We start from the raw sequence: 23310 nt of genomic DNA on the forward strand, positions 1-23310 counted from the left end.
ATGAATGAAAGAAGTCAGCTTCAAGAACAGCTTGCCACTTTCCTGAAGGTAAAACTGGGCGTTTTTCTTGCCAATCCCAGCTCGACGCTGCAGTATCCGAACTGGGAACAGCCAGTTGTCTCTATCATTCTGGTCGCTTACAACAAAGCTGCGTATACGTTCCAATGCCTCGAAACGATAAAAGCCCACGCTGATGTCCCTTATGAGGTTGTCATCGTCGATAATGGCTCAAGTGACGAAACAGTCCACCTTTTGAAAAGGACCCACCAGGCAGCTATCATCCGCAATGAGCAGAATGAGGGCTTTGTGAAGGGATGCAATCAGGGAGCTGCCGCTGCGCGCGGGAAATGGCTGCTTTTTCTTAACAACGATACACAGATCACTCCTGCATTGCTGTCTACGCTGCTCCGGACTGCGGAAACGACAAAACATTGCGGAGCCGTAGGGGCCAAAGTCATCTTCCCCGACGGACAACTCCAGGAGGCGGGCAGTATCATTTGGCGAGACGGCTCTTGTGCGGGATACGGTCGGGGAGATCAACCTTTCAAACCGGAGTATTCGTATGTGCGCGAGGTCGATTATTGCTCCGGTGTTTGTTTGTTTCTCAAAAAAGACGTATTTATGGAAGCGGGGATGTTTGACGAGCGTTACCACCCAGGATACTACGAAGAAACAGATTTGTGCATGAAGCTGCGGGAGCTCGGTTATCGGATTATGTATCAACCTGCTGCTGTCGTCATTCACTATGAATTTGGAAGCAGTTCCCCGGAACAGGCCATGCTGCTTCAGGCCAAACACAGGGAAGTATTTGCCGGGCGATGGAATCACCGGCTGCAGGATTACCATTTACCCGGAGCCGGTGCGAGCATCCGGGCCAGAGAACATCAGCGGGACAAAAAATGGAAGGTGCTCGTAGTCGATGACCGGATTCCAATCCCTGCGCTTGGCTGCGGATATCCGCGAAGCTGGATGCTGTTGCAGGGGCTGGCCGACGCGAATGTTTCCGTGACGCTGTTTCCTTTGCAATTTTCGGAGTCAGTGCAGCCCTACACGGAACAGTTGCAACAAATGGGAATCGAAGTCATTTACAACACGGGCGATCAACAGATAAACTTCCGTGACTTCTGGGAAGAAAGAAAGGATGCGTATGACCAGGTGCTGGTCAGCAGACCGCACAACATGCGGGAAATTGCCGGCATCATGCAAAACACCAACCCCAAACCCCAGATCGTGTACGATGCGGAAGCTCTCTTTTTCCACAGGGAAATCGGCCGGCAAACTGCGCTGGGCATCCCACTGACTGAAGAAACCGTACAAAGCCTGATTCTGGAGGAAATGCAATTGATGGCCCTGGCAGACAAGGTGATTTCGGTATCTGAACGGGAAAGGAAAACCATTCAAAGTCTCGGTGTGAAGCAGGTCCAGGTGCTGGGCCACCGTATCGAAGTCCAGCCAACGCCCAATCCATTTTCACAACGTCAAGATTTGCTATTTGTCGGAAGCTTCACGCCAGGATCGCCGAATGAGGATGCGGCACTTTATTTTGTAAACGAAGTCTATCCGCTCGTCTTCAAGGAATTGGGAGTCAATCTGTGGCTCACCGGCACAAATCTGCTGGATTCGATCAAAAACCTGGCTTCCGATCACATCAAGGTCACCGGGACCGTCCCTGATCTGCAGCCATATTACAATCACAGCAAAGTGTTTGTCGTGCCTACCAGATTTGCTGCCGGAATACCCTTGAAATTGCTGGAAAGCATGTCATACGGCGTCCCGGCTGTTGTGTCCCCTCTCATCGCGGATCAGCTCGGTTTAACGGAAGATACGGTGCTGATCGGAAGGGATCCTCGGGACTATGCAGATAAAATCATCGCTTGCTACACAGATAGTCTGATATGGGAGCGCCTTAGAACCAACGGCCTGAAATTTGTAGAAACCGAATACAACGCGAGGCTGTTTCACCAGCAGATTCTGGATATACGAGAGGTGCAAGGAGCGAGCGGATGAATCGCGGGTGACGATCGCTCACAGGTCTCGTCTCAGCTTCTCCGGATGGAGTCAGATGGGGTGGATGGAAAGCGCGGTTTCACGTGGCGAAAAAGTGTCGCAGCACCAGATGAGCGACGGGGAGGACAGAAGGGGGGATGGAAATGGGGCAGGTCGATGTTTCCATTATTCTTCTGACGTATAACGGTATCCGGTATATCGATGAAGTTCTTCGCGCGATCTATCGGCAGCAAACAAGCTTTCCTTTTGAAGTGATTGCCATTGATTCCGGCTCATCGGACGGAACAGTCGACGTGCTGATGTCATATCCCGTCCGGTTTTATCCCATTGACAAGAAACAGTTCGGACATGGAAAAACACGGAACTACGGGGCCGAATTGTCCCGCGGGCAATACCTTGTTTTTTTGACGCAAGACGCAACCCCGGCCGATGAGTTTTGGCTGAAGGAGATGATCAGGGGTTTTAGCCTCGACCCCAGAGTCGGCTGTGTGTTTGGCAAGCAGATTGCCAGACCTGAATGCGATCCCTTTACACGGCGCGATTTGATGCTCCATTTCGAAATGTTTTCCAAGTCGGATGAGCCTCTCGTGCAATATGTGGAGGATACCCCTGAAGGCCGGGCTCTCTATCACCAGAATCCGCTCTGGTACGGATTTAACTCAAATGTCAATTCGGCTTTAAGGAAAGAGGCGTGGGCTGCTATCCGATTTCGCGATGTGATATACACGGAAGACCAAGTAATGGGCAGAGACATCATCGTCAATGGCTGGAAAAAGGTATATATGCCAAAGGCGGCAGTCATCCATTCCCATAGTTACTCCTCGTTTTTTCGCTATTTTCAGCGTTTCTTTGATGAATTGCGGGGGATGCATATGGCTTTCGGCTACACCGAAGATGTTTCGCTTGCAACCTTGATTCCCGCCTGTTATCGAATAGCCAGAGCCGAAGCGCAATTCATTTTTTCCGAGACCGACTATCGTCGGCACGAAAAGTGTTACTGGGTTTATTTTCGCTGGCGGTGGCATATCGCCAGAAGGTTGGGCGCTTATTTTGGCTGCAGACACGACAAGCTCCCGCATTTTTTGCGGAGGTTTTTTTCGCTGGAAAAAAATCCAGGGCCAACAATGAACGCTTGCTCAAAAAATGAGGTGGATCGATGAGGATTGCCATTGCCTCCGTTCAAGTGCCATTTGAATACGGGGGAGCAGAGATATTGGCCAACAATTTAAAAATGCAGCTTATTCTCAGGGGACACGAGGCGGAGGTCGTGACCATCCCCTTCAAGTGGTATCCGGCTGAGAGTCTGGAAAACAGCATCCGTATGTCCCGCTTGATCGACTTGTCGGAAATGAAGGGGAGACCGATCGACCTGATGATTGCCCTGAAATTTCCGATCTACTATGCCCGGCACGACAACAAAGTGTTATGGCTGCTGCATCAGCATCGCGAAGCATACGAGCTGTGGGGAACCGGTTTCGATGGTCTGGACAAAATGGAGGGCGGCGACCGCTTGCGAAAGATGATCGTAGAGGAAGACAGCCATGCCCTTTCTGGATGCGCCAAAACATACACGATCTCGGCGACTGTGTCAGAGAGGCTGCGTACGTACAACGGGATTGAATCGATGCCTCTCTACCACCCTCCGTTCGGATGCGAACACTTCTACACGGGAGAGATAGGAAACTATATCTTTTGTCCCTCCCGATTGGAAGAATTAAAACGGCAGCAGGTACTGATCGAAGCCCTGCGCTATACCAAAACACAAGTCAAGGTTGTGATCGCCGGCAGAGGAAAGGAAACCTTTATCAACAAAATGAAATCCGCTGTGGAAACATACGGATTGCAAGACAGGGTGCACTTTCTCGGCTGGATCTCCGAAGAAGAGAAAAGAAAGTACTATGCGAACGCGTTGGCAGTTTATTACGGACCGTACCAGGAAGATTACGGCTATGTCACGCTGGAGTCGTTTCTGTCCGGCAAACCCGTCATTACGCACGTCGACGCTGGCGGTCCGCTCGAGTTTGTAAGGAATGGCGATAACGGCTTCGTGCTGGAGCCCGATCCGAAAGCTGTTGCGGAAAAGCTCGACTATTTGTTCTCAAACAAGCGGAGCGCGCAAACGATGGGGATGAACGGACTGCGTTTGATTGAAGATATGGAGCTTGGTTGGGATTCCGTGATCGAGAAGTTGATTGGGTAAACAGCGGGGGGATGGGAATGACAAACATGGTATTTACGGACCGCTATCAGGATGGATGGGTATCAAAGCGCCTCGTTTTACCATTGAAAAATATAAAAGAAGCTGCGTCTCTGACGATTTGCGGGCGGCGCCACGAATATCCGGAAAATCTCACGCTCTCCTTTTACGTCAATGGCCAGTTGCTTCATGAGGAAATCAATCCGACGGAAAAATTCTCAATCACCGTGTTGCTTCCGGCGATGATGAAAGGTGTTTTGGAGATCGTAGCCAGTGATGTGTTTGTTCCACAGGAGGTGGGGTTGAACGAAGACGTACGGCAGCTTTCGTTTCTGTTGGATGAAGTGAAGCTCACTGGGGTAGCAGATTTAATGGAGCCGTATCATCACTTGTTTTCGTTCACGCCGTCGAAAAAGGTTTATTTTCTGGATGAGGAAACTTGGGATGAGGTCGCTTATTCATTGCCCCCCGATTACAAAGTGCCCGATGAGGATATGCTGCGTGAATTAAAGGAACCGGGGAAGCCGAGAGAGTGCTCCTCTGCTTCTATCGAAGGAATCGTATACGATAAATTTTCAGGGGCACCTGCAGCGTTATCATACGTTCTCTTGCTGAATGAGAGAAAACAGCTCATAACCGCAACGGCTGTCGACGAGCACGGACACTATCAGTTTGACGAACTGTCTGACGGAAATTATATAGTTGTAGGCAGATCGTATCAGTATGGCGAACAGCAAATCCGCGTCACATTGAACGGGGACGGCATGGTGATACACATACCCGTATTGCCGCTTTAGTAAAAAGGTGAAATGCCAGGCCGAAGGGGAAATTTGCGAAATGTCGACGGCTTGGGCCAAATTGGAACCATAAACAAACGAGCATCCCGTTTCACTTTCAAAAGTGGACGGGATGCTCGTTGTTTAGGCCATCCCTCAACAGAGAGAGAAGGCATACATACATACGGAGAGGGGGCTTATTTTTTGTGCAGGCGTACCTGTTCGTATACCTCCAGTGTCCGGTTCACCATGAAATCGTGCCGCCAGTATTTTCTGGCCCACCTCCTGGCATCGTGCGAGAGCTTTTCCCGAAGAGTTTTGTTATTCATCAGCATCAGAAGCGCTTGAAACAGCTCTTCACTGTTTTGGGGTTCGACCAGCAAGCCCGTATGGTGATGCGAGACGAGCTCCGCATTTCCTCCCACACGGGTGGTTACGATGGGCAAACCGATAATTTGCGCTTCCATGATCGCCAGGGAGTGATTTTCGACAAGGGAGGGAAGCACGAAAATACTCGCCTGTTTGAGCAGATGAAAGATATCGGATCGGTTGCCCAAAAATTCAATATGATGGTCCAGGTTGTGCTGTCCGACCAACGCTTCCAGCTCCGTTCGGTCCGGGCCTTCCCCGGCAAATTGGCAAACGAAGTCATCGCGGACGCGAGCCAATTTTGCCAAAGCCTCGATCAAATACCGCTGCCCTTTGTACGGAACCAGCCTGGCGGGACAAATAATGACTTGTTTGCCGTCTGACCGGGGGATGTGCTGGATTGCGTCCGTCTGTTGGGCTATCGCTTCTGCCTGTAATCCATAGGGAACGACCGTCAGCTTTTCCGGAGCCACAGAGAAGCGGTTTGTGAATTCCCTGCGAAGCCATTCGGTCGGGAGAATCGTGGCATCTGCGGAGGAGCATCCCAGTTTTTCTTCCAAATAGCTGTACTTCCAGCGCATCGAGTCCGCCTGATCGATCTCCCCGGTTAAAACAAACTCATCGTGAATCATGCCGTGAATCGTTGCGACATGCGGAATGTGTTTGGGAATGACACGAGATAGAGCCCGCGTGGAGATGATGTCCTGCGTATGAACCAGATCATACTGATTCAGTTCGAGCATGACAGTGGCCATCTCAAATACATGCCGCTCGATAAGGCGGTACCGCGCCCAGTGATCGAGAAGCGGAAACTCCCGGTCAAAATAATCCATCAAAATATCATAAACAGGAAGGTGAATCGTTTTTTTTTCCACGCTTTTTTTGTCGTCCAGCAAGTGCACCCGACTCATGTCCGGATGATGGCCAAGCAAATCTACTTGATGGCCGCGTTCTTCCAATCCTTGCTTTAAAGTACGTAAATACGTGTCTACCCCTCCTACGTGGGGGAGTATCCAGTACGTAGCGAGTAAAATGTTCATGAATAAGCCTCCGCTGCGCTTTATTTGTACAGCGTACTCATATGAGCCCGAGCGCGTTGAACTGCTCAAGCACAAAATTCTTCAATGCTCGAAGCTTTTGACTGCTTTCTTCCGAAGTGACACCTTTCGTCCCCAGATATACTTTTAGTTTTGGTTCGGTACCGGAGGGCCGCAGGCAAAACCACGACTCGTCATCTAGCCGGTACTTCAACACATCGGATGCCGGCAAGGGAATCGCGGTACTGGTGCCGTTGACCATTTCTCTACAAGTGCCTGCCAGAAAATCTTCCACGACCATAACTTTTTTGCCGGCAACCTCGGTAAAACCTTGCTGGCGAAAAAAAGACAGGGTGGCCTTAATTTTCTCGACTCCCGCCTTCCCTTTGAGGGATAAGGAATACAAGTCTTCGCTGTAAAATCCGTATCTCTTGTACAGTTCGATCAGTCCGTCGTATATGGACTTTCCCGATGACTTATGAAAAGCGCACATGTCTGCTAACATCAGAGCCGTTTGGATGCCGTCTTTATCCCTGACAAAGTCGCCGATCAAATAGCCGCTGCTTTCTTCGAATCCGAACAGAAACGTGTACTGACCCGATCTCTCGTACATGCTGACCTTCTCTCCGATATACTTGAAGCCCGTCAGCGTATCCACCGTATCTACACCGTAATCGGCCGCGATTGCTCGGGCGAATTCGGATGTGACAATGGTTTTGACGATGGTGCCGTTATCTGGCAGAAGCCCTTTTCTTTTTCGCTCGGATAGGAGATAGTCCAGTAAAAGGGCACCGATTTGATTGCCGGACAGTATCGTATATCCCTGCGGACCTTTTTTGACTGCGACACCGATGCGGTCCGCATCTGGATCGGTTGCCAGGATCAGATCAGCGTTTGTCCGTTTACCGTATTGCAGCGCCAGCTCGAATGCTTGCGGCTCTTCCGGATTGAGCGATGCTGCATTGGTGAAATGCGGGTCCGGATTCGCTTGCTCGGTAACGACAGTGACCTGATTGTAGCCGAACCGGCTCAGAACGAGCCTGATGGGTTCGTATGCTGTTCCATGTAAAGGGGTAAAAACGATGTTTACCTGCGAAGTACCCGATGGTTCAGGGTTCAGCCTGATCGTCTGCAGTCGCTCGACATATGCTTCCAGGATATCATCATGAATCTGCACCAATAGGCCGCTCTGCCTCAATGATGCTTCATCACCACTTTCTACGGACAGTTCGTCTGTTACCTCGTTTACCTTTGCCATGATTTGTTCGGCGGTCGCCGGCGTGATTTGGACACCGTCGCTGCCGTAAATTTTATAGCCGTTATACTCGGGCGGATTATGGCTCGCGGTGATAACGATTCCCGCGAACGCATGCAGGTGGCGCACCGCAAAAGACAGAAGGGGGGTTGGACAGAGCCGATCAAACAAATAAACACGGATGCCGTGCCTTCCTATCACCTTTGCGGATTCAATCGCAAAATCAGACGATTTGTTTCTGGAGTCATAGGCAATCACTACGCCCTGCGCCTTCGCCTGTTGGCCAGACTCTGCGATAAAGCGGGCCAGCCCTTCGGAAATTTTTCGCACCGTATACACGTTCATCCGATTGGGGCCAGGTCCCATTTCCGCCCGCATCCCTCCCGTACCGAATTCCAGATCGGCATAAAAGAGGTCCTCTAGAAGTGGTTCATTATCCTTTGCGCGCTGTAACTCTTCGCGTAGTCTTTCGTCCAGATCGGGGTAATTCATCCAGCGATTATATCGCTCTCTCCAATTGATCATGAGCCGAAAACCTCCACATCGATTCGCACACATCTGCGAGTATAAAACATAGTATGAGCGGCGGTATAAATGGCAACCGGAGACAGTGCCACAATATTCATGTGCAGATTGGCTTTGGACGAGCCCGTTGTCGGTTTTCCACTCTTAATCTGGTCGATACACACATACCTTTTCCGGCGAGTGATCATATGGATATTACATGTGTACATCAGGATCAGACAGAAGAGAGGTGCTTTCCGTTGAGGCTCGTTTTGCTTTCAGGAGGAACAGGGAAACGACTGTGGCCGCTTTCCAACGAATCCAGATCAAAACAGTTCCTAAAAACGATACGAACTCCCGATGACGAGATGGAGTCGATGATACAGAGGATATGGAAACAACTGAAGACGAAAGAAATGGACCATTCAGCCTATATATCGACAAGCAAAACGCAGGTGGACATGATTACCTCCCAGTTGGGGAGCAATGTGCCTCTTATCATTGAACCGGAGCGTCGAGACACGTATCCGGCTATAGCCTTGGCAGCAACGTATTTCTATTCGAAGCAGGGCGTAGACTTGAATGAAGTGATCGTCGTCATGCCAGTCGATCCTTATACGGATTATCAATTTTTTGATAAAGTCAAGGAGTTGGAGGACGCGATACGACAATCCGACGCAGATATTGCATTAATCGGGGTGCAGCCCACCTCCCCATCCGAAAAGTACGGTTATATTATTCCGGTTCAAAATACCCTAAAAACCTCCGAAGGCTATATCCCTGTTGATTCCTTTACGGAAAAACCGTCTAAAGATGAGGCAGCCAAGCTTCTTCGGCAAAATGCATTGTGGAATTGCGGTGTTTTTTCATTTCGGTTAGGCTACCTCATTCAATTGCTGGAAGAAAAAAAGCTGCCGGTTGAGTTTGATGAGCTTGTGGAGAAATACGACCAATTGCCAAAAATAAGCTTTGACTATGAAGTAGTTGAAAAAGCAGATCGGGTTGTAGCGATCCCGTATCATGGCACCTGGCGGGATTTGGGCACGTGGGATACACTGACGGCGGATATTCAAACAAAAGTGATCGGAAAAGGCATCATTAGCGACGATAGCAGCAATACACATGTCGTGAATGAATTGGATATCCCGATAGCGGTAGTGGGAGTGCCGAATGTCGTTGTAGCGGCAAGCCCTGACGGCATACTGGTATCGGAAAAATCGGAAAGCCACCGAGTGAAAGATCTGGTGAAAAAGATAGACCAAAGACCGATGTTTGAGGAACGGCGATGGGGATGGTATCGAGTCCTCGATTATCAAACAAGGACGGATGGAACAGACATCTTGACCAAGCGCTTGTGTTTATACGCAGGAAAAAACCTCAGCTATCAATATCACCAGATGCGCAGTGAGGTATGGACGATTGTAGCCGGTATCGGTGAATTCGTATTGAATGACCGGTTGATTCGGGTAAAGGCAGGCGATGTCGTCAGAATTCCTGTCCATGCCAAACATGCAATCAAGGCAATCGAAGAGTTGGAGATTATCGAGATTCAAATGGGCACAAGACTTGTCGAAGAAGACATCGTCCGCCTATTCATGTCGTGGGATGATCTCTTGGACTCCTTGAGGCAATGACAGAAAGCGATCATGAGACAGGCGCCGCCATGCCAGAGGACAGGGGGCGCTTTTTCATGAATCTTTCCAAACTTATGTCGTTTTCTTTCCTATATGAATTGCCAAACATCGCCATTGTACCTTATGATGGATGAGCGGAACGTACATATACGCAAAAGCTTATTTGTCCGTCGCAATCATTTATTATTCTGCATAAGTCAGACAGAAAAAGGAGGAGTAGCATGTTTGCAAAGAAAGCGGCAGGTGCATTGCTGCTGGCATCCCTGCTGGTGCCGTCGATCGGACATGCCCAACCGGTTGTCCAGACAAAATCTGCTGTCCAGCCGGCTGACATGATCCTGCAAAACGGTGCCGTCTATACGGTAGACCGGAACCGGAACTGGGCCGAAGCGGTCGCAGTCAAGGGAGATACCATCGTTTATGTCGGTACCAACGAAGGAGCAAAAGCGTACGCCGGGGCACAGACTAAAGTGGTGGATGTAAAGGGGAAGATGGTTCTGCCGGGCTTCATCGACAGCCATACCCATGCCAGCAAGACGACCGGCATGATTTACACAGTCGATCTGTTTGAACTGGGGTCGATCGAAGAATACGTGAAAGCTGTCAAGGAATTTGTGAAGAAGTATCCAGAGGAAACCGCGATCCAGGGGCGGGGCTGGACGAACTCGGCTGCCACCGGAATTGGACCGCGTAAAGAGGCGCTGGATGAAGTATCCAAAGACATCCCGATCGCACTCACATCGGATGATGGTCATTCTCTGTGGGTAAACTCCAAGGCATTGGAAGTGGCGGGAATCACAAAAAGCACGCCGAATCCGGACGGAGGTCTGATCGAGCGCGATCCGGCTACTGGAGAGGCTTCAGGAACACTGCGCGAAAAGGCGATGGACCTCGTGCTGAAGAAAATTCCGGGTCTTTCAGTCGAGCAGTATATGAACGGAATTTTGGAATATCAGAAGCTGGCCGCCGAGCGTGGGGTCACGACAGCGCGCGATCCGGACATGCTGCGCTATCCAAACGTGCTCGAGGCGTACAAGCAGCTCTCTGAGGAAGACAAGCTGACTGTCCGCTTCCGCAACGCCATTACTGCAGACCCGGCGAAGGGTCCGGAGCAGGTGAAAGAGTTCATCAAGCTGCGCGAAGAGAACAAAGGCCCTCATTTTCAGATCAACGCGGTGAAAATATTCATGGACGGCGTCGTAGAGGGTGCTACCGGCTATCTGGAAGAGCCGTACAAGCACAAGCATACGAGGGGCCAGCTGATCTGGGACCCGGAAGTGTACAACGAGACGGCGGCGGCTGTCGATAAAGCCGGCTTCCAGCTGCACGTCCACTCGATCGGCGATGCAGCGACGAGAATTACTCTCGACGGATTCGAATATGCGGAGAAAAAGAACGGACAGCGGGATGCTCGTCCTTCCATTGTTCATTTGCAATTGTTCAATCCAAAAGATATGGAGCGCTTTAAAAAGCTGGGCGTCATCGGAATCCCGCAGCCTTACTGGTTCTTGAAGGAGCCCGGGTTCTTTGAAGAAATCGAGGTCCCGTATTTGGGCCGGGAGCGGGCCGAAGAGGAGTACCCGATGAAAAGCATGATCAACGCAGGCATCGTGATGGCTTCCGGCAGCGACTACATTGTGACCCAGGAGTTTAATCCGCTGCACGGCATTCAACAAGGCATCACCCGGATTGAAGAGGGCAAAACGGACCCCAAAGATATTGCCAACCCGGATGAACGCGCCACACTGGCCGACATGATTGCCAGCTTTACGATTGACGGGGCTTACGCCAATTTTGTAGAGGACATTACCGGTTCTATCGAAGTGGGCAAGAAGGCAGACCTGGTCGTTCTGGACAAAAACCTGTTTGCGATTCCGGCAACGGAGATCAAGAAAACGAACATTCTCTGGACGCTGTTTGAAGGCAAAGAAGTGTATCGAAACGAGGCGTTCAAGTAAAGGGAATAGTGAATAGGGAATGAATTGGCTTTAAGCAAAAAAAAGCTGCTCTTCCAGTAGACGAATCTGCTGGAACGGGCAGCATTTTTTACCTTCAATCAACATTCAGAGTGCGATAGACCTTATAGAACGGTGATCTTTTGCCGGTGGCAATCATCAAGCAGTCGAATGATCTGCCTTTACGTCCCTGCTTTCTTTGGCGGGGGCCTGGATCGCAAATTTTGTTTTCATCAGTACGGCAATGACCAACAATGCGATCCCGTTGATAATAAATACCGTCCGGATGGGAATCCAGCCTCCCAAAAAGCCTCCCAGCACAGGACCGATCATGTTGGCGAGCTGTGTAGAGGATTGATTGAGGCTAAATGCTCTGCCGCGGAATTCAGGGTCTGTTACTTTCACGATCAGCGCATTCAAAGACGGATAGACGGCCGCGAAAAACAACCCGTAAACAAAGCGCAGGATGCCAAAGCCGTACAGGCTGGTGAAAAAGTACTGAAGCAGGTTCCCGATTCCGCCGCCCAACAAGCCGATAAAGAGAATCTTCGAGTAGCCGATCTTGTTGCCGATCTTGCCCCATTGCGGAGCGGCCAGCACCGTGGCGATTCCGACCGCGGAAAAGATGATGCCCGAGCTGAGCGAAGCATCTTGCTGAGATGCCCCGAGCTGCAGGACGTAGACGGTGAGCAGCGGCTCCAGAAGCATGACGGAGATCGTTACGACCATGGCCAGGCCGAGAATGGTGACAAAGGAGCGGTTAGCCATCGCGAGACGAATATCGTCTGCAACATGCGAACGCTCGCCGGACCGGTTGAAATTCGTTTCTTTTACGAAAAATGTGGCAATTAATGCCGCGATCAAGACGACTACAGCGGAGAAAAGGAACGCTTCCCGGTTTCCCCACAGATGGCTGACAAAGCCCCCGATGAGTGGCCCGATGATCCCGCCGGTAGCACCAGAAGTAGCCATGATGCCAAGAGCGTAGCCGACATGCTTGTCTGGCGTATTCGTCGCGACAAGTGCAATCGAGGCAGGCACAAATCCGGCCAAAAGCCCCTGCAGGACTCGAAGTGCCAGGAACGAATAAGGGTCCGTCACCAAATAGTTGAGAAAATACAAAACGGCCAAGCTGTAACCCGACCGAATCAACATGGGTTTTCTCCCGTACTTGTCAGACAGAGATCCCCAATAGGGAGATATTAACGCACTGGCCAGAAACGTAATCCCGAAAGAAATGCCCGACCATGCTTCCAGATGCTCATTAACACCCAGCGAGGTATGGAGAAAGATCGGCAAAAAAGGGATGGAAATGGAATAGGCAGCGCTGCAAAAGAAGACGCCGATCCACAAGACGACTAGATTCCGTTTCCACGAGAAAGACATGCTGCAACACAACCTTTTCAATAGAAAGAACAACGTTCACAATATGTTCATTTTAACACTCCTTTATCGTGGAGAGTTATCAAGAAAATACATAGGCCTATTGCAAAAGCTTAATAACAGATTTTCATCCGCACTCACACTGGCAGATTTCTGAAAGATGCACTTTGCGGCAGAAAACTCTCGATAGAGTGAAATCTTTTTGCAAGTTGTTCGTATATCCATATTGGGTGAAGCGAAAGAAGACAAAAAAGCCGGAAACCCGAAACAGGATGACCGGCTTCACATCTGCAGCGCGATTGTAAAACGCAGACAAGGGGGGGATGAATTGGAGCTCACTTATTTTACAAGCTTGTGCCGGAGTGCCAGGGCAACGGCTTGGGTACGATCTTCAACGCCCATTTTTTGCAAAATCCGATGGACGTGTGTCTTGACGGTTCCTTCCGAAATAAACAGGTTTTGGGCAATCTGGTCGTTGCGGAAACCATACGCAAGCTGCTGAAGGACGTCCAATTCTCTATCCGTCAAGTCTTCCAATAGGACATACCCTTTTTCGGTCGGCTCTGCCGCAACGGGCTCTTGACTGCGGAGCAATTCTGCCAACGCCTTGGCAGCCGTACCGGTATGAAAAAGGACAGCTCCCTGATAAGCGCTGCGAATCAGTTCGAGCATCTCCTGGGAATCGGCATCCTTTAGCATATACCCGACAGCGCCCGCGCGAATCCCATCCACTACGTAATTCTGGATGTCGAAGGTAGTGAGAATCAACACCTTGATGCGGGGCGATTGCTTCAAGATTTGGCGTGTTGCTTCGATTCCGGAGCACTTGGGCATCTGCACATCCATCAAAATGACATCGGGCTGGCAAGCTGCCGCTTTTTCTATCGCTTCTTCGCCGTCTGCCGCTTCGCCGACGACTTCCATATCCGGCTGCATCTGGATGACATAGCCCAAGCCTTGTCGGATCATCGTCTGGTCATCGACAAGCAACACTTTGATTTTTTTTGCGCCTTCGTTTTCTGTTTGCACCATCGTTATCCCTTCCTAAGCGATATCCTGGTACGGAATCACCACTTTGATTTCAAACCCATGTGGTTCAACCGCGGTGTAGGAGAGGGAGCCATTCAGCTCCGTCACACGTTCTTTCATGCTTGATAGTCCAAATCCCGGTGCAATGGTTTCACCAGGTGTCAGCTTTCCATCGTCACGGATGCACATATAGCAGTGGGTATCATCCTGGGTAACGATTACGTCCAATTGACCTGCCTCGGAGTGGCGCAGCGTATTTGTAACCGCTTCCTGCAAGATTCGGTAAAAAGCGATGGAAATGGTTTGTGTCAACCCAAGCTCGGGATCGTCTGCAACCAATTTGCAGCGCAGCCCGGTGTTTTTCTCCGTTTGGGAAAGGAACGCCCGCAGCGGAGCTAAACCAAGGGAAGACTGGTCACTCGCCAGCGTGTGAACAGATCCGCGAATGTCTTCCAGACTATGCTTGGCTACATAAAGCATGTTTCGTACCGCTTCCTGTGCGTCGCTGGGCCCATTTTTCAGCATGAATTGCAAGGCGTGAAGCTGGACGATCAAAGATGTGAGGGAATGCCCCAGCTGATCGTGGAGATCGCGGGCAATCCTCGTGCGTTCTTCCAGGACGGCCACCTGCATCGTATGTACGGCAGCCTCCTGCAGCTCGTTATGGGCTTCTTTCAGTTGGGCATGGGCCTTTTGCAACTGCTCCAGATGAAGCTGGTTTTGTTCATAGGCATCGAACTGGACCCGGTACCCTTTTGCTCCGACATAGCAGCCGATAAAGGTGAGCGCGAAGGGGACCAAATGCGGCGAGAAGAACGAGTGGTCCTTGATCAGAAGCAGTAGTCCGATCAACCCAAGACCGGTTGCGTAGATCAAGGCGCGTTTTTCTTCCATTCTGACGCCGACAAAAATGACAAGGGGAAACAGCAGCCCAATCGTCTCCGAACCTCCGACGAGCGCTTTGACGATTGTAACCAAACCGATCAATAAGGTAACGCATTCGGTGCGCAAAGGGGTCCACAAGCTCTTTGGCGTCCAGAACAGCCAAAAGTGACAGACCAGAATGGCAAACGAAAAAGCGAATTGGGTCGGTGTTTCATGCATATATGAATTCGGGACTAAAATCAGGACAATCAAAGCCAGAAACCAAACGGTAAAGTATCGCTTTTGCAAGGCTTCCAGTATTCGTTTAAACAAAGCGACACCCTTCTTTCCACACTTTTTCATATTCTTGCTTTCATTCTACCACGTGTGTCATCTATCTGTAGATAGACCTGCTCGAATCTATAATCAATCCGTCGATAGATCACATACGGAAGTCCTATGTTTACAATATACGTTGTGACAATTACATCCAGAGAAAGGATGTTGTACGTTGCTGGTTTGATAAGGGAGGCTAGGAATGAAGGAACTGATTCAGTTGGCAAAGCTGTTGCGTGAAGCGAATGCCGTGTTTTCTTCCATTTCAGGAGAAGAACTGGATACACAAGACCTGACTTGGCAACAGGTTCTCATTTTGGAACAAATCAAGGATGGACCGAAAACAATCGGCGAGATCAGCAAAGCGGTCGAACTTCCCTACAGCACCACGTCAGGGCTTGTAAACCGATTGGAGCGAGAAGATTTGGTGAAACGGTTGAGAGACGGAAACGATCGCCGGATCGTATGGGTCTCTCCGACTTTGCGCATAACCAAGGGGGAAGAGGTGGAATCTGACGAATCATACGTAGGGACACTCGAAGGAAAAACTGCTCAGATCATCTCATCACTCCATGTCCTTCACGAGATGTATACCTATAAAAAAAGAGCTACTAGTTGACTGGAAGAGGTGAGTGGATGTGAACCTATCTGCACTTTCGATTAAGCGACCCGTCACGATGATCATGCTGACGGTCGCCATGATTATTTTTGGATTCGTGTCTCTGCCTCGTTTGGCCATTGACCTGATGCCGGAGCTGAACTTTCCGGTAGCCGTGGTCGTCACCTCTGTAGACGGAGGTTCGCCAAGCGAGGTAGAAAAGCTGGTGACCAAGCCGATAGAAAATGCGCTGGGTACGGTTGCAGACCTGGACAGCATTTCATCGGTCTCCATGCAGGGGGCTTCCCAGGTCATTTTGTTCTTCAACTGGGGAACAGATCTGGACCAGGCGACCCTGAATATGCGGGATAAGGTAGACCAGGTGCGGGGGATATTGCCGGATTCGGCACATGCTCCGCGGGTACTTAGAATTGATCCGAACAGTCAGCCGATCCTTACCTACGCGCTGACTGGCGAACAAGATGTAAACCAGTTGAAGAAAATCGCCGAAGATGTCATTCAATCCCGACTGGAGCGGATTGATGGCGTCGCTTCCGTATCGATTGGCGGCGGTCAGGGCCGGGTTGTCGATGTGACATTGGACCCGGCGAAGCTGTCTGCATACGGACTGACGCTGGATCAGATTCAACAAGCCATCGGAAGCAACAACATCTCGGGTACTGCCGGTTCTGTCCGTGAAGGCGACGGCAAAATGAACATCCGGGTGCAAGGCGAGTTCGCGAGTGTCGATCAGATCGCCATGACACCAATCCCGGTAGGAAGCAGCTCGATTCGGTTAAAAGACATTGCGACTGTCGAAGATACACTGGAATCGATCACCCAGCTGAACTACGTAAACGGGCAGCCAAGCCTGGGCCTGTCCATTACGAAAGCATCAGGGGGCAATACGATCGAAGTCGCTGATGCCGTAAAAAAAGAAATGGAGAAGCTGAAGAAGGATCTGCCGGAGAACATCGTCGTCACAAATACGATGGATACGTCAACCTATATCAAGGACTCCATTTACACCACTGCTGAGCACGCTTTGCTGGGTGGCGGTATCGGGATCATCATGCTGTTCTTCTTCCTCGGAAGTTTTCAATCGATGTTGATTGCCACGATCGTTCTTCCTGTTTCGATCGTCGCGACCTTCCTGTTGATGTACATGACAGGACAGACGATCAACCTGATCTCCCTGTCCGGTTTGACTCTCGGACTTGGTTCATTGATTGACTTTGCGGTTGTTATTTTGGAAAATATTTTCCGACAGCGGGAAAAAGGCAAGAGCATGATGGAGGCCGCACTGGTCGGTTCCAAAGAAGTCGGAAACGCCGTAATGGCGTCCGCTTTGGCGCAAATTTGCGTATTCCTTCCGATTGCCATGACGGAAGGAATCGCTTCTGAATTGTTCGGTCCATTGGCGCTGACTGTCGTATACTCCCATATCGCCGCACTGGTGTTCTCGCTCATGCTGGTGCCGATGATGAGCTCGCGCATCTTGAAAAAAGTGCCGCATCATGGTGATATGAAAGGGTACCGGGGCGTCAACCCTGTCAAATGGTTCAATATCGGATTCAAGAGAGTGGAAAACGGCTATCGCGGCCTTTTGAAATGGTCCCTGGGCCACCGGAAAACCGTTCTTTTCGTGACCATCGGTACGATGATCGGCTCTCTGCTGTTGACGCCGATGATCGGAGCAGAGTTCATGCCGGCCATGGATGAAGGACAGGTGTCCATTTCCATTAAGATGCCGAACGGCACGATTGTAGAGGAAACAGAGAAGGTTGCCAAACAAATCGAAGAAATCGCCTCGAAAGTACCGGAACTGAAAACCTTGTCTACCTCGATCGGCAGCAGCGGTTCGCCGATTGCAGCCACTGCAACATCAAACCGGGCGTCAGTGACATTGCTGCTTGTCGATGTGACCGAGCGGACTCGTTCGTCGAGCGATATCGCCATCGACCTGCAAAAACAAGTGGCGTCGATACCTGGAGCTGAAATTACCGTAAGCTCCTCGCAAGGCTTCGCGACAGGCTCCCCGGTAGAGCTTACCCTCCGTGGTGATGATCTGGCTGTCTTGCAAGACATCGGCGGCATCATCAAGGAACAAATCAAGAGTATCCCGGGTACAGCCAACGTAGCGACAAGTATGGAAGATACGCTGCAGGAATACGAAGTGCTGGTGGATGCCGAGAAAGCTAGTATGTATGGACTTACTACGGGGCAAATCCTGTCCAGCGTCCGTACGTCTTTCCAAGGACAGACTGTAACGAAATATCGTACAGGCGACGATGAAATCGATGTAAAGATCAAACTTCCTGAATCTTACCAAGAAGATATCAACTATCTGAAAAACCTGCGGATTTCAGCGCCGGGCGGAGCGCAAGTCGCGCTTTCCTCTGTAGCGACGATTTCCAAGGTAGAGGTTCCGCTGGCGATCAATCGTTCCAATCTGTCTCGCGAGATCAAGATTACGAGCGATCTGGCCGGGCGCGATCTGAATTCGGTGACGCGAGACATTCAGGCGAAGCTGTCGAAGCTCACGCTGCCGGATGGATATAAAGTTGATTTTGGCGGTCAATCGGAGGACATGGCTGAGTCCTTTGCTAGCCTCGGACTGGCAATTATCCTGTCAGTCGTACTCGTGTACATGGTTATGGCGGGGCAGTTTGAATCCTTCTACACGCCGTTTATCATTATGTTCTCGGTACCGCCGACAGTTACCGGGGTACTTCTCGGATTGCTGGTGACAGCGACACCGCTCAGCGTATCCGTATTGATCGGTTACATTCTTTTGATCGGTCTCGTCGTGAACAACGCGATCGTATTGATCGACTACGTGAATCAACTGCGTGCGAAAGGGCATTCCCTGCACGAAGCGATTCTGGAAGCAGGTCCGATTCGTCTTCGTCCGATTTTGATGACGACCATGACCACGATCCTTGCGATTGGACCGCTTGCCTTCGCAACGGGTTCCGGTAGTGAGTCTCAAGCGCCGATGGCCATCACCGTTATTTTTGGTCTGAGCTTCTCCACGTTGATTACATTGGTGCTGGTGCCTGTTGTCACGACATTGTTCGATGATTTCGGCAAGAAACTGCGCGACAGACGCAACCGGAAAAGAGAGAAGCGGAAACAAAAACAAAGCGTTCCAGTCATCGAATCGTAAGTGCATGTGGGATAAGGAGGGAAATGTGAACGTGAGAAAACAACCCATTATTTTAGCGCTATCCGTGGCATTGCTCGTAGCTGGCTGCTCCCAGCCGGAAGCAGCTGCTCCGTCAGATACGCAGGCAGAAGAAGCGGCGACTCCCGTACAGATTGAACAGGTGAAAAAAGGAGTCGTCAGCAGCGAAGCGGGAATTTCAGCCAAATTGGCTCCAAGCGAGGAAATACAGATCAGTCCCAAAGTCAGCGGGAAAATTACAAGCCTCCCGGTAAAGCTGGGTCAGCCTGTTAAAAAGGGAGAAGTCTTGTTTAAACTGGACGAGACGGATCTCGCCAATACAGTCGCCCAGCAGGAAGCAGCGTATAAAGTGGCACTGGCGAATCTCAAGCAGTCGGGAAGCAGTACGGATCAAAGCCTGGTACAGGCACAAAACAGCTTGAAACAAGCTGAACAAGCACTGACGGATGCCCAGCTGAACCAGCAACGGATGAAACAACTGTTTGATCAAGGGGCTATCTCATCCCAGCAGTTCGAGCAAGCAAACACAAGTCTGATGAATGCACAGACTGCATATGAAAACGCTAAGCAAACGTTGGAAACAACCAAGCAAAAAACAACCCTGCAAGTATCGGAAGCATCCGTGAACCAAGCAGCGGTCGCTTTGCAAAATGCTAGAGAGCAGCTGGCGAATGCAGTCGTGACAGCGCCGATCAGCGGCTTTGTTTCGAGCGTAAACGGAGCGGTTGGACAGATTGCTTCGCAGGGAACTCCCGTTGTCGTCATCGTCAACACAAACCCGCTCTTGGTCAAAGCGAATCTTTCTGAACAAGACATCACAAAAGTCAAAGTGGGTACGGCCGTAAAGGTAAACATCCCGATTCTCGGCAAAGAAGTGGAAGCAAAAGTATCGGCGGTGAGCCCTGTGATGAATTCACAGCTCAAGGCGTATCCGATCGAAATTTCGATCCCGAACCCTTCCAACGAGCTGAAGGCGGACATGGTCGTGAACGTTACGTTTGCAGGTCAAGTCTCCGGCAAGGAAGAGGAGCTGATCGTTCCGCGCAAAGCCGTGTTTGAACGAGAGGGCAAAAAATTTGTATTCCGTATCGAGGATGAAGTCGCCAAGCAGGTGGAAGTCACTACTGGTGAAGAAACGAGCGACCAGATCGTGATTAAATCCGGTTTGGCCGAGGGAGATAAGGTAGTCGTCAAAGGACAGACATTGCTGCAAGACGGTAAAAAAGTATCGATCATTCAGTAATAAAGGCATTTCGGGATGGGCCTGTACGGACCTTCCCGGGAAGGCTGACAAGACAGAAAAGAGCTGTGCAATCGCAGGAGGCTGCGGCACAGCTCTTTTTTTGTGTCGGTTTGGATCAAGCGGTTTGGAACAAAATAACGAAGGAGCCCTCCGCTCAACAGCGTTTATTTCAGTTGTTCATTTAAGATGCTTTCCTCCAGGACAGCAAATTTATCTCCGTATACTTTGGTAATATGTCTTTCTCCCCAGGCACAAAGGGAGTCCAGTATTCCTTTCAAGCTCCACCCATACTCGCTGAGCTCATATTCGACCCTGGGCGGGACTTGGTTGTACACAATTCGGTTTATGACCCCGTCTTCCTCCAGCTCGCGCAATTGTTGTGTCAGCATTTTTTGGGTAATGGCTGGCATCAGCCGTTTCAATTCGCTCGTCCTCTTTTTGCCGTGGGTCAAATGGCAGAGGATGACGCATTTCCATTTGCCTCCGATGACTTCGAGCGTTGCTTCGACAGCGATGTTGTACTTCTTCTTTTGCATGGTGCTACCTCCTGAAAACAGGCACCAAAAAGTGCCTATCATACTTTTGAGTACCTATGACACAAAAAAGTGCGTTCTTTTCTTTTTGACTTATAACTCCCATAATAGCATTTGCCGGCGGAAAATCACTATACTTTTTTATTTAGATAGTCTGTTGGCAACTAGGGCCCTAGAAATAGACACAAACAGGAGGAGGAACCATGCCTTTGGATCATAAGCGTAATATGTGGGCACTGCTGGCATTGGCAGTGAGTGCATTCGCGATAGGAACCACAGAATTTATCAGCGTGGGATTACTGCCGCTGATCGCCCAAGATTTACACATCTCTGTCACGACAGCCGGGCTGACCGTTTCCCTCTATGCACTTGGGGTCACGGTCGGCGCGCCAATCCTGACATCACTGACTTCCACCATGAACCGGAAAACACTTTTGCTATGGATCATGGTCGTCTTTATCGCGGGGAACAGCATTGCAGCCAGTGCGACCAGCGTAAGCATTCTGCTGATAGCCCGTGTTTTGTCCGCCTTCGCGCACGGTGTATTTATGTCAATCGGGTCTACCATCGCCGCCAATTTGGTGCCGGAGGATCGCAGAGCCAGCGCGATCTCGATCATGTTTACAGGCCTTACGGTGGCTACCGTTACTGGAGTGCCGATCGGAACCTTTATCGGTCAACAGTTCGGGTGGCGGCTTGCCTTTGTAGCGATTGTTGCGGTAGGGGCTATCGCCTTGATTGCGAACGGCATCCTGGTTCCTCGCAATTTGGCAAAAGGGATTCGCACAAAATTTGGCGATCAGCTCAAGCTCGTTACAAATGGGCGGTTGCTGCTGGTATTCTTGATTACCGCGTTGGGGTATGGGGGCACGTTCGTCGTCTTCACTTATTTGTCTCCACTGCTTCAGGATATAACAGGGTTTAAAGCTGAAACGGTCGCGGTCATCTTGCTTGTGTACGGCATCGCGATTGCAGTCGGAAACGTAATTGGCGGAAAAGTAGCGAATCGAAAGCCGATTGTGGCCTTGTTTTATATGTTTATCGTGCAAGCGGCAGTCCTTTTTCTTTTGGCGTTCACCGCACCGTTCAAAGTAGCTGGCTTGATTACGATCTTTCTGATGGGACTGTTCGCCTTTATGAACGTGCCTGGTCTGCAAGTGTACGTCGTCATGCTGGCAGAGCGTTTTGTCCCCAGTGCTGTAGATGTCGCCTCAGCGATCAATATCGCCGCCTTTAATGCAGGTATCGCCATCGGCTCCTATCTCGGCGGGGTCATTACCGATTCCATCGGTCTCATTCATACCTCATGGATCGGCGGCTTCATGGTACTGGCGGCTGTCGTCTTGTCCGGCTGGAGTCGGGCATTGGAGCAAAGGGATCAAAGAGAGCAACGCGCATAATCATCATTTCCATTTCACATAGTCAGGAGGACTTTCATCATGGCAAAACATTTACAAGATACAACAACATTGCATAACGGGGTAAAAATGCCTTGGCTCGGCTTGGGAGTATTTAAGGTAGAAGAAGGGCCGGAATTGGTGAATGCCGTAAAAACCGCTATCGTTCATGGGTACCGGAGTGTCGATACTGCAGCGATTTACGAAAATGAAGCAGGAGTCGGAGAAGGGATCCGTGAAGGGATGAAAGAAGCTCGCATCGCAAGGGAGGAGCTGTTCATCACCTCAAAGGTTTGGAATGCCGATCTGGGATATGAATCGACAATCGCCGCCTACCAGGCAAGCCTGGACAAGCTGGGGCTGGACTATCTTGATCTGTACTTGATACATTGGCCTGTAGCGGGCAAATACAAAGAGGCATGGCGGGCACTAGAGACGCTTTACAAAGAAGGGCGGGTCAAAGCGATCGGGGTCAGCAACTTCCAAATCCATCACCTCGAAGACTTGATGAAGGATGCAGAAATCAAACCGATGGTGAACCAGGTGGAGTACCATCCGCGCTTGACCCAAAAAGAACTTCAGGCGTATTGCCAGAAGCACGGCATTCAGTTGGAAGCGTGGTCGCCGCTCATGCAGGGGCAATTGTTGGATAATCCAGTCCTGCAGGAGATCGCAACAAAGCACGGCAAATCGGTTGCCCAGATCATTTTGCGCTGGGACCTGCAAAACGGAGTCGTTACGATCCCCAAATCGACAAAGGCGCAGCGAATCGTCGAAAACGCTACGGTATTCGATTTTGAGCTGACGAGCGAAGAGATGGAGCGAATCGACAGCTTGAATCAAAATCTCAGAGTCGGTCCGGATCCGGATAACTTTGACTTTTAATAGACCGAAAGCCCTCTTGTTGACTATCGCAAGAGGGCTCCTTTCATAATCGGTTTAGGACCGGTCTTTTTCTTTTCATTATAACAGCGAAAAGGGACCTTGCCTCTACCTGGTTCAGCCT

The 23310-nt window shown here is 50.4% G+C and carries 17 protein-coding genes; 11 read left to right on the plus strand and 6 right to left on the minus strand.

Annotated features, from left to right (window positions below):
• From NST96_RS13475 to NST96_RS13490, 4 genes are all read left to right on the plus strand, one after another.
• Positions 1–2007 carry a glycosyltransferase gene (locus NST96_RS13475; RefSeq protein WP_172920314.1) on the plus strand — a complete coding sequence of 669 codons (2007 nt, stop codon included), beginning with the start codon at positions 1–3 and terminating at the stop codon, positions 2005–2007.
• Between the two features lie 143 nt (positions 2008–2150).
• Complete coding sequence (locus tag NST96_RS13480; protein WP_342406507.1) at positions 2151–3167, plus strand: glycosyltransferase family A protein; 1017 nt, start codon at positions 2151–2153, stop codon at positions 3165–3167.
• Positions 3164–4207: a glycosyltransferase family 4 protein gene (locus NST96_RS13485; RefSeq protein ID WP_039071403.1), complete on the plus strand. Its 1044-nt coding sequence runs from the start codon at positions 3164–3166 to the stop codon at positions 4205–4207. Before NST96_RS13480 ends, NST96_RS13485 begins: the two co-directional genes overlap by 4 nt.
• Positions 4208–4224: 17 nt before the next feature.
• Positions 4225–5001: a carboxypeptidase-like regulatory domain-containing protein gene (locus NST96_RS13490; protein ID WP_031933328.1), complete on the plus strand. Its 777-nt coding sequence runs from the start codon at positions 4225–4227 to the stop codon at positions 4999–5001.
• A gap of 176 nt (positions 5002–5177) precedes the next feature.
• On the opposite strand, the gene NST96_RS13495 is transcribed toward NST96_RS13490, so the two are convergent.
• Positions 5178–6389: a glycosyltransferase family 4 protein gene (locus tag NST96_RS13495; protein ID WP_342406508.1), complete on the minus strand. Its 1212-nt coding sequence runs from the start codon at positions 6387–6389 to the stop codon at positions 5178–5180.
• Between the two features lie 37 nt (positions 6390–6426).
• Entirely contained in the window at positions 6427–8163 is a 1737-nt protein-coding gene (locus NST96_RS13500; RefSeq protein WP_243014022.1) for a phospho-sugar mutase, read from the minus strand.
• A gap of 242 nt (positions 8164–8405) precedes the next feature.
• Here NST96_RS13500 and NST96_RS13505 point away from each other — a divergent pair, with 242 nt between their 5' ends.
• Together NST96_RS13505 and NST96_RS13510 are read left to right on the plus strand one after the other, a co-directional pair.
• Complete coding sequence (locus NST96_RS13505) at positions 8406–9779, plus strand: sugar phosphate nucleotidyltransferase (RefSeq protein WP_039071401.1); 1374 nt, start codon at positions 8406–8408, stop codon at positions 9777–9779.
• A gap of 221 nt (positions 9780–10000) precedes the next feature.
• Positions 10001–11737, plus strand: coding sequence for an amidohydrolase (locus NST96_RS13510; RefSeq protein WP_003386855.1), 1737 nt, complete (start codon positions 10001–10003; stop codon positions 11735–11737).
• Positions 11738–11893: 156 nt separating this feature from the next.
• Here NST96_RS13510 and NST96_RS13515 read toward each other — a convergent pair whose 3' ends face one another.
• From NST96_RS13515 to NST96_RS13525, 3 genes are all read right to left on the minus strand, one after another.
• Positions 11894–13120, minus strand: coding sequence for an MFS transporter (locus NST96_RS13515; protein ID WP_024984754.1), 1227 nt, complete (start codon positions 13118–13120; stop codon positions 11894–11896).
• 336 nt (positions 13121–13456) lie between these two features.
• Positions 13457–14149 carry a response regulator transcription factor gene (locus NST96_RS13520; RefSeq protein ID WP_003386853.1) on the minus strand — a complete coding sequence of 231 codons (693 nt, stop codon included), beginning with the start codon at positions 14147–14149 and terminating at the stop codon, positions 13457–13459.
• 12 nt (positions 14150–14161) lie between these two features.
• Positions 14162–15343 carry a sensor histidine kinase gene (locus NST96_RS13525; RefSeq protein ID WP_342406509.1) on the minus strand — a complete coding sequence of 394 codons (1182 nt, stop codon included), beginning with the start codon at positions 15341–15343 and terminating at the stop codon, positions 14162–14164.
• A gap of 205 nt (positions 15344–15548) precedes the next feature.
• Here NST96_RS13525 and NST96_RS13530 point away from each other — a divergent pair, with 205 nt between their 5' ends.
• Genes NST96_RS13530 through NST96_RS13540 form a run of 3 tightly spaced genes read left to right on the plus strand, consistent with a single transcriptional unit; the run spans position 15549 to position 20374 of the window.
• The gene (locus NST96_RS13530) at positions 15549–15965 is read left to right on the plus strand and encodes a MarR family transcriptional regulator (RefSeq protein WP_172920310.1); all 417 of its coding nucleotides are present in this window, start codon (positions 15549–15551) and stop codon (positions 15963–15965) included.
• 19 nt (positions 15966–15984) lie between these two features.
• A complete protein-coding gene (locus tag NST96_RS13535) occupies positions 15985–19113 on the plus strand; it encodes an efflux RND transporter permease subunit (RefSeq protein WP_342406510.1) in 3129 nt (1042 codons plus the stop codon).
• A gap of 25 nt (positions 19114–19138) precedes the next feature.
• Positions 19139–20374 (plus strand): efflux RND transporter periplasmic adaptor subunit, encoded by a 1236-nt coding sequence (locus tag NST96_RS13540; RefSeq protein ID WP_024984751.1) that lies wholly within the window; start codon positions 19139–19141, stop codon positions 20372–20374.
• Positions 20375–20538: 164 nt separating this feature from the next.
• On the opposite strand, the gene NST96_RS13545 is transcribed toward NST96_RS13540, so the two are convergent.
• Positions 20539–20910 (minus strand): helix-turn-helix domain-containing protein, encoded by a 372-nt coding sequence (locus NST96_RS13545; protein WP_003386848.1) that lies wholly within the window; start codon positions 20908–20910, stop codon positions 20539–20541.
• 200 nt (positions 20911–21110) lie between these two features.
• Here NST96_RS13545 and NST96_RS13550 point away from each other — a divergent pair, with 200 nt between their 5' ends.
• On the plus strand, positions 21111–22307 hold the full coding sequence (locus NST96_RS13550) for an MFS transporter (protein ID WP_024984750.1): 1197 nt from the start codon (positions 21111–21113) through the stop codon (positions 22305–22307).
• A 39-nt stretch (positions 22308–22346) separates the two neighbouring features.
• Positions 22347–23189: an aldo/keto reductase gene (locus NST96_RS13555; RefSeq protein WP_003386845.1), complete on the plus strand. Its 843-nt coding sequence runs from the start codon at positions 22347–22349 to the stop codon at positions 23187–23189.
• Positions 23190–23310: the final 121 nt, after the last annotated feature.

The organism is Brevibacillus sp. FSL K6-2834 (assembly GCF_038592925.1).
In the GTDB taxonomy this organism is placed as follows: domain Bacteria; phylum Bacillota; class Bacilli; order Brevibacillales; family Brevibacillaceae; genus Brevibacillus; species Brevibacillus borstelensis.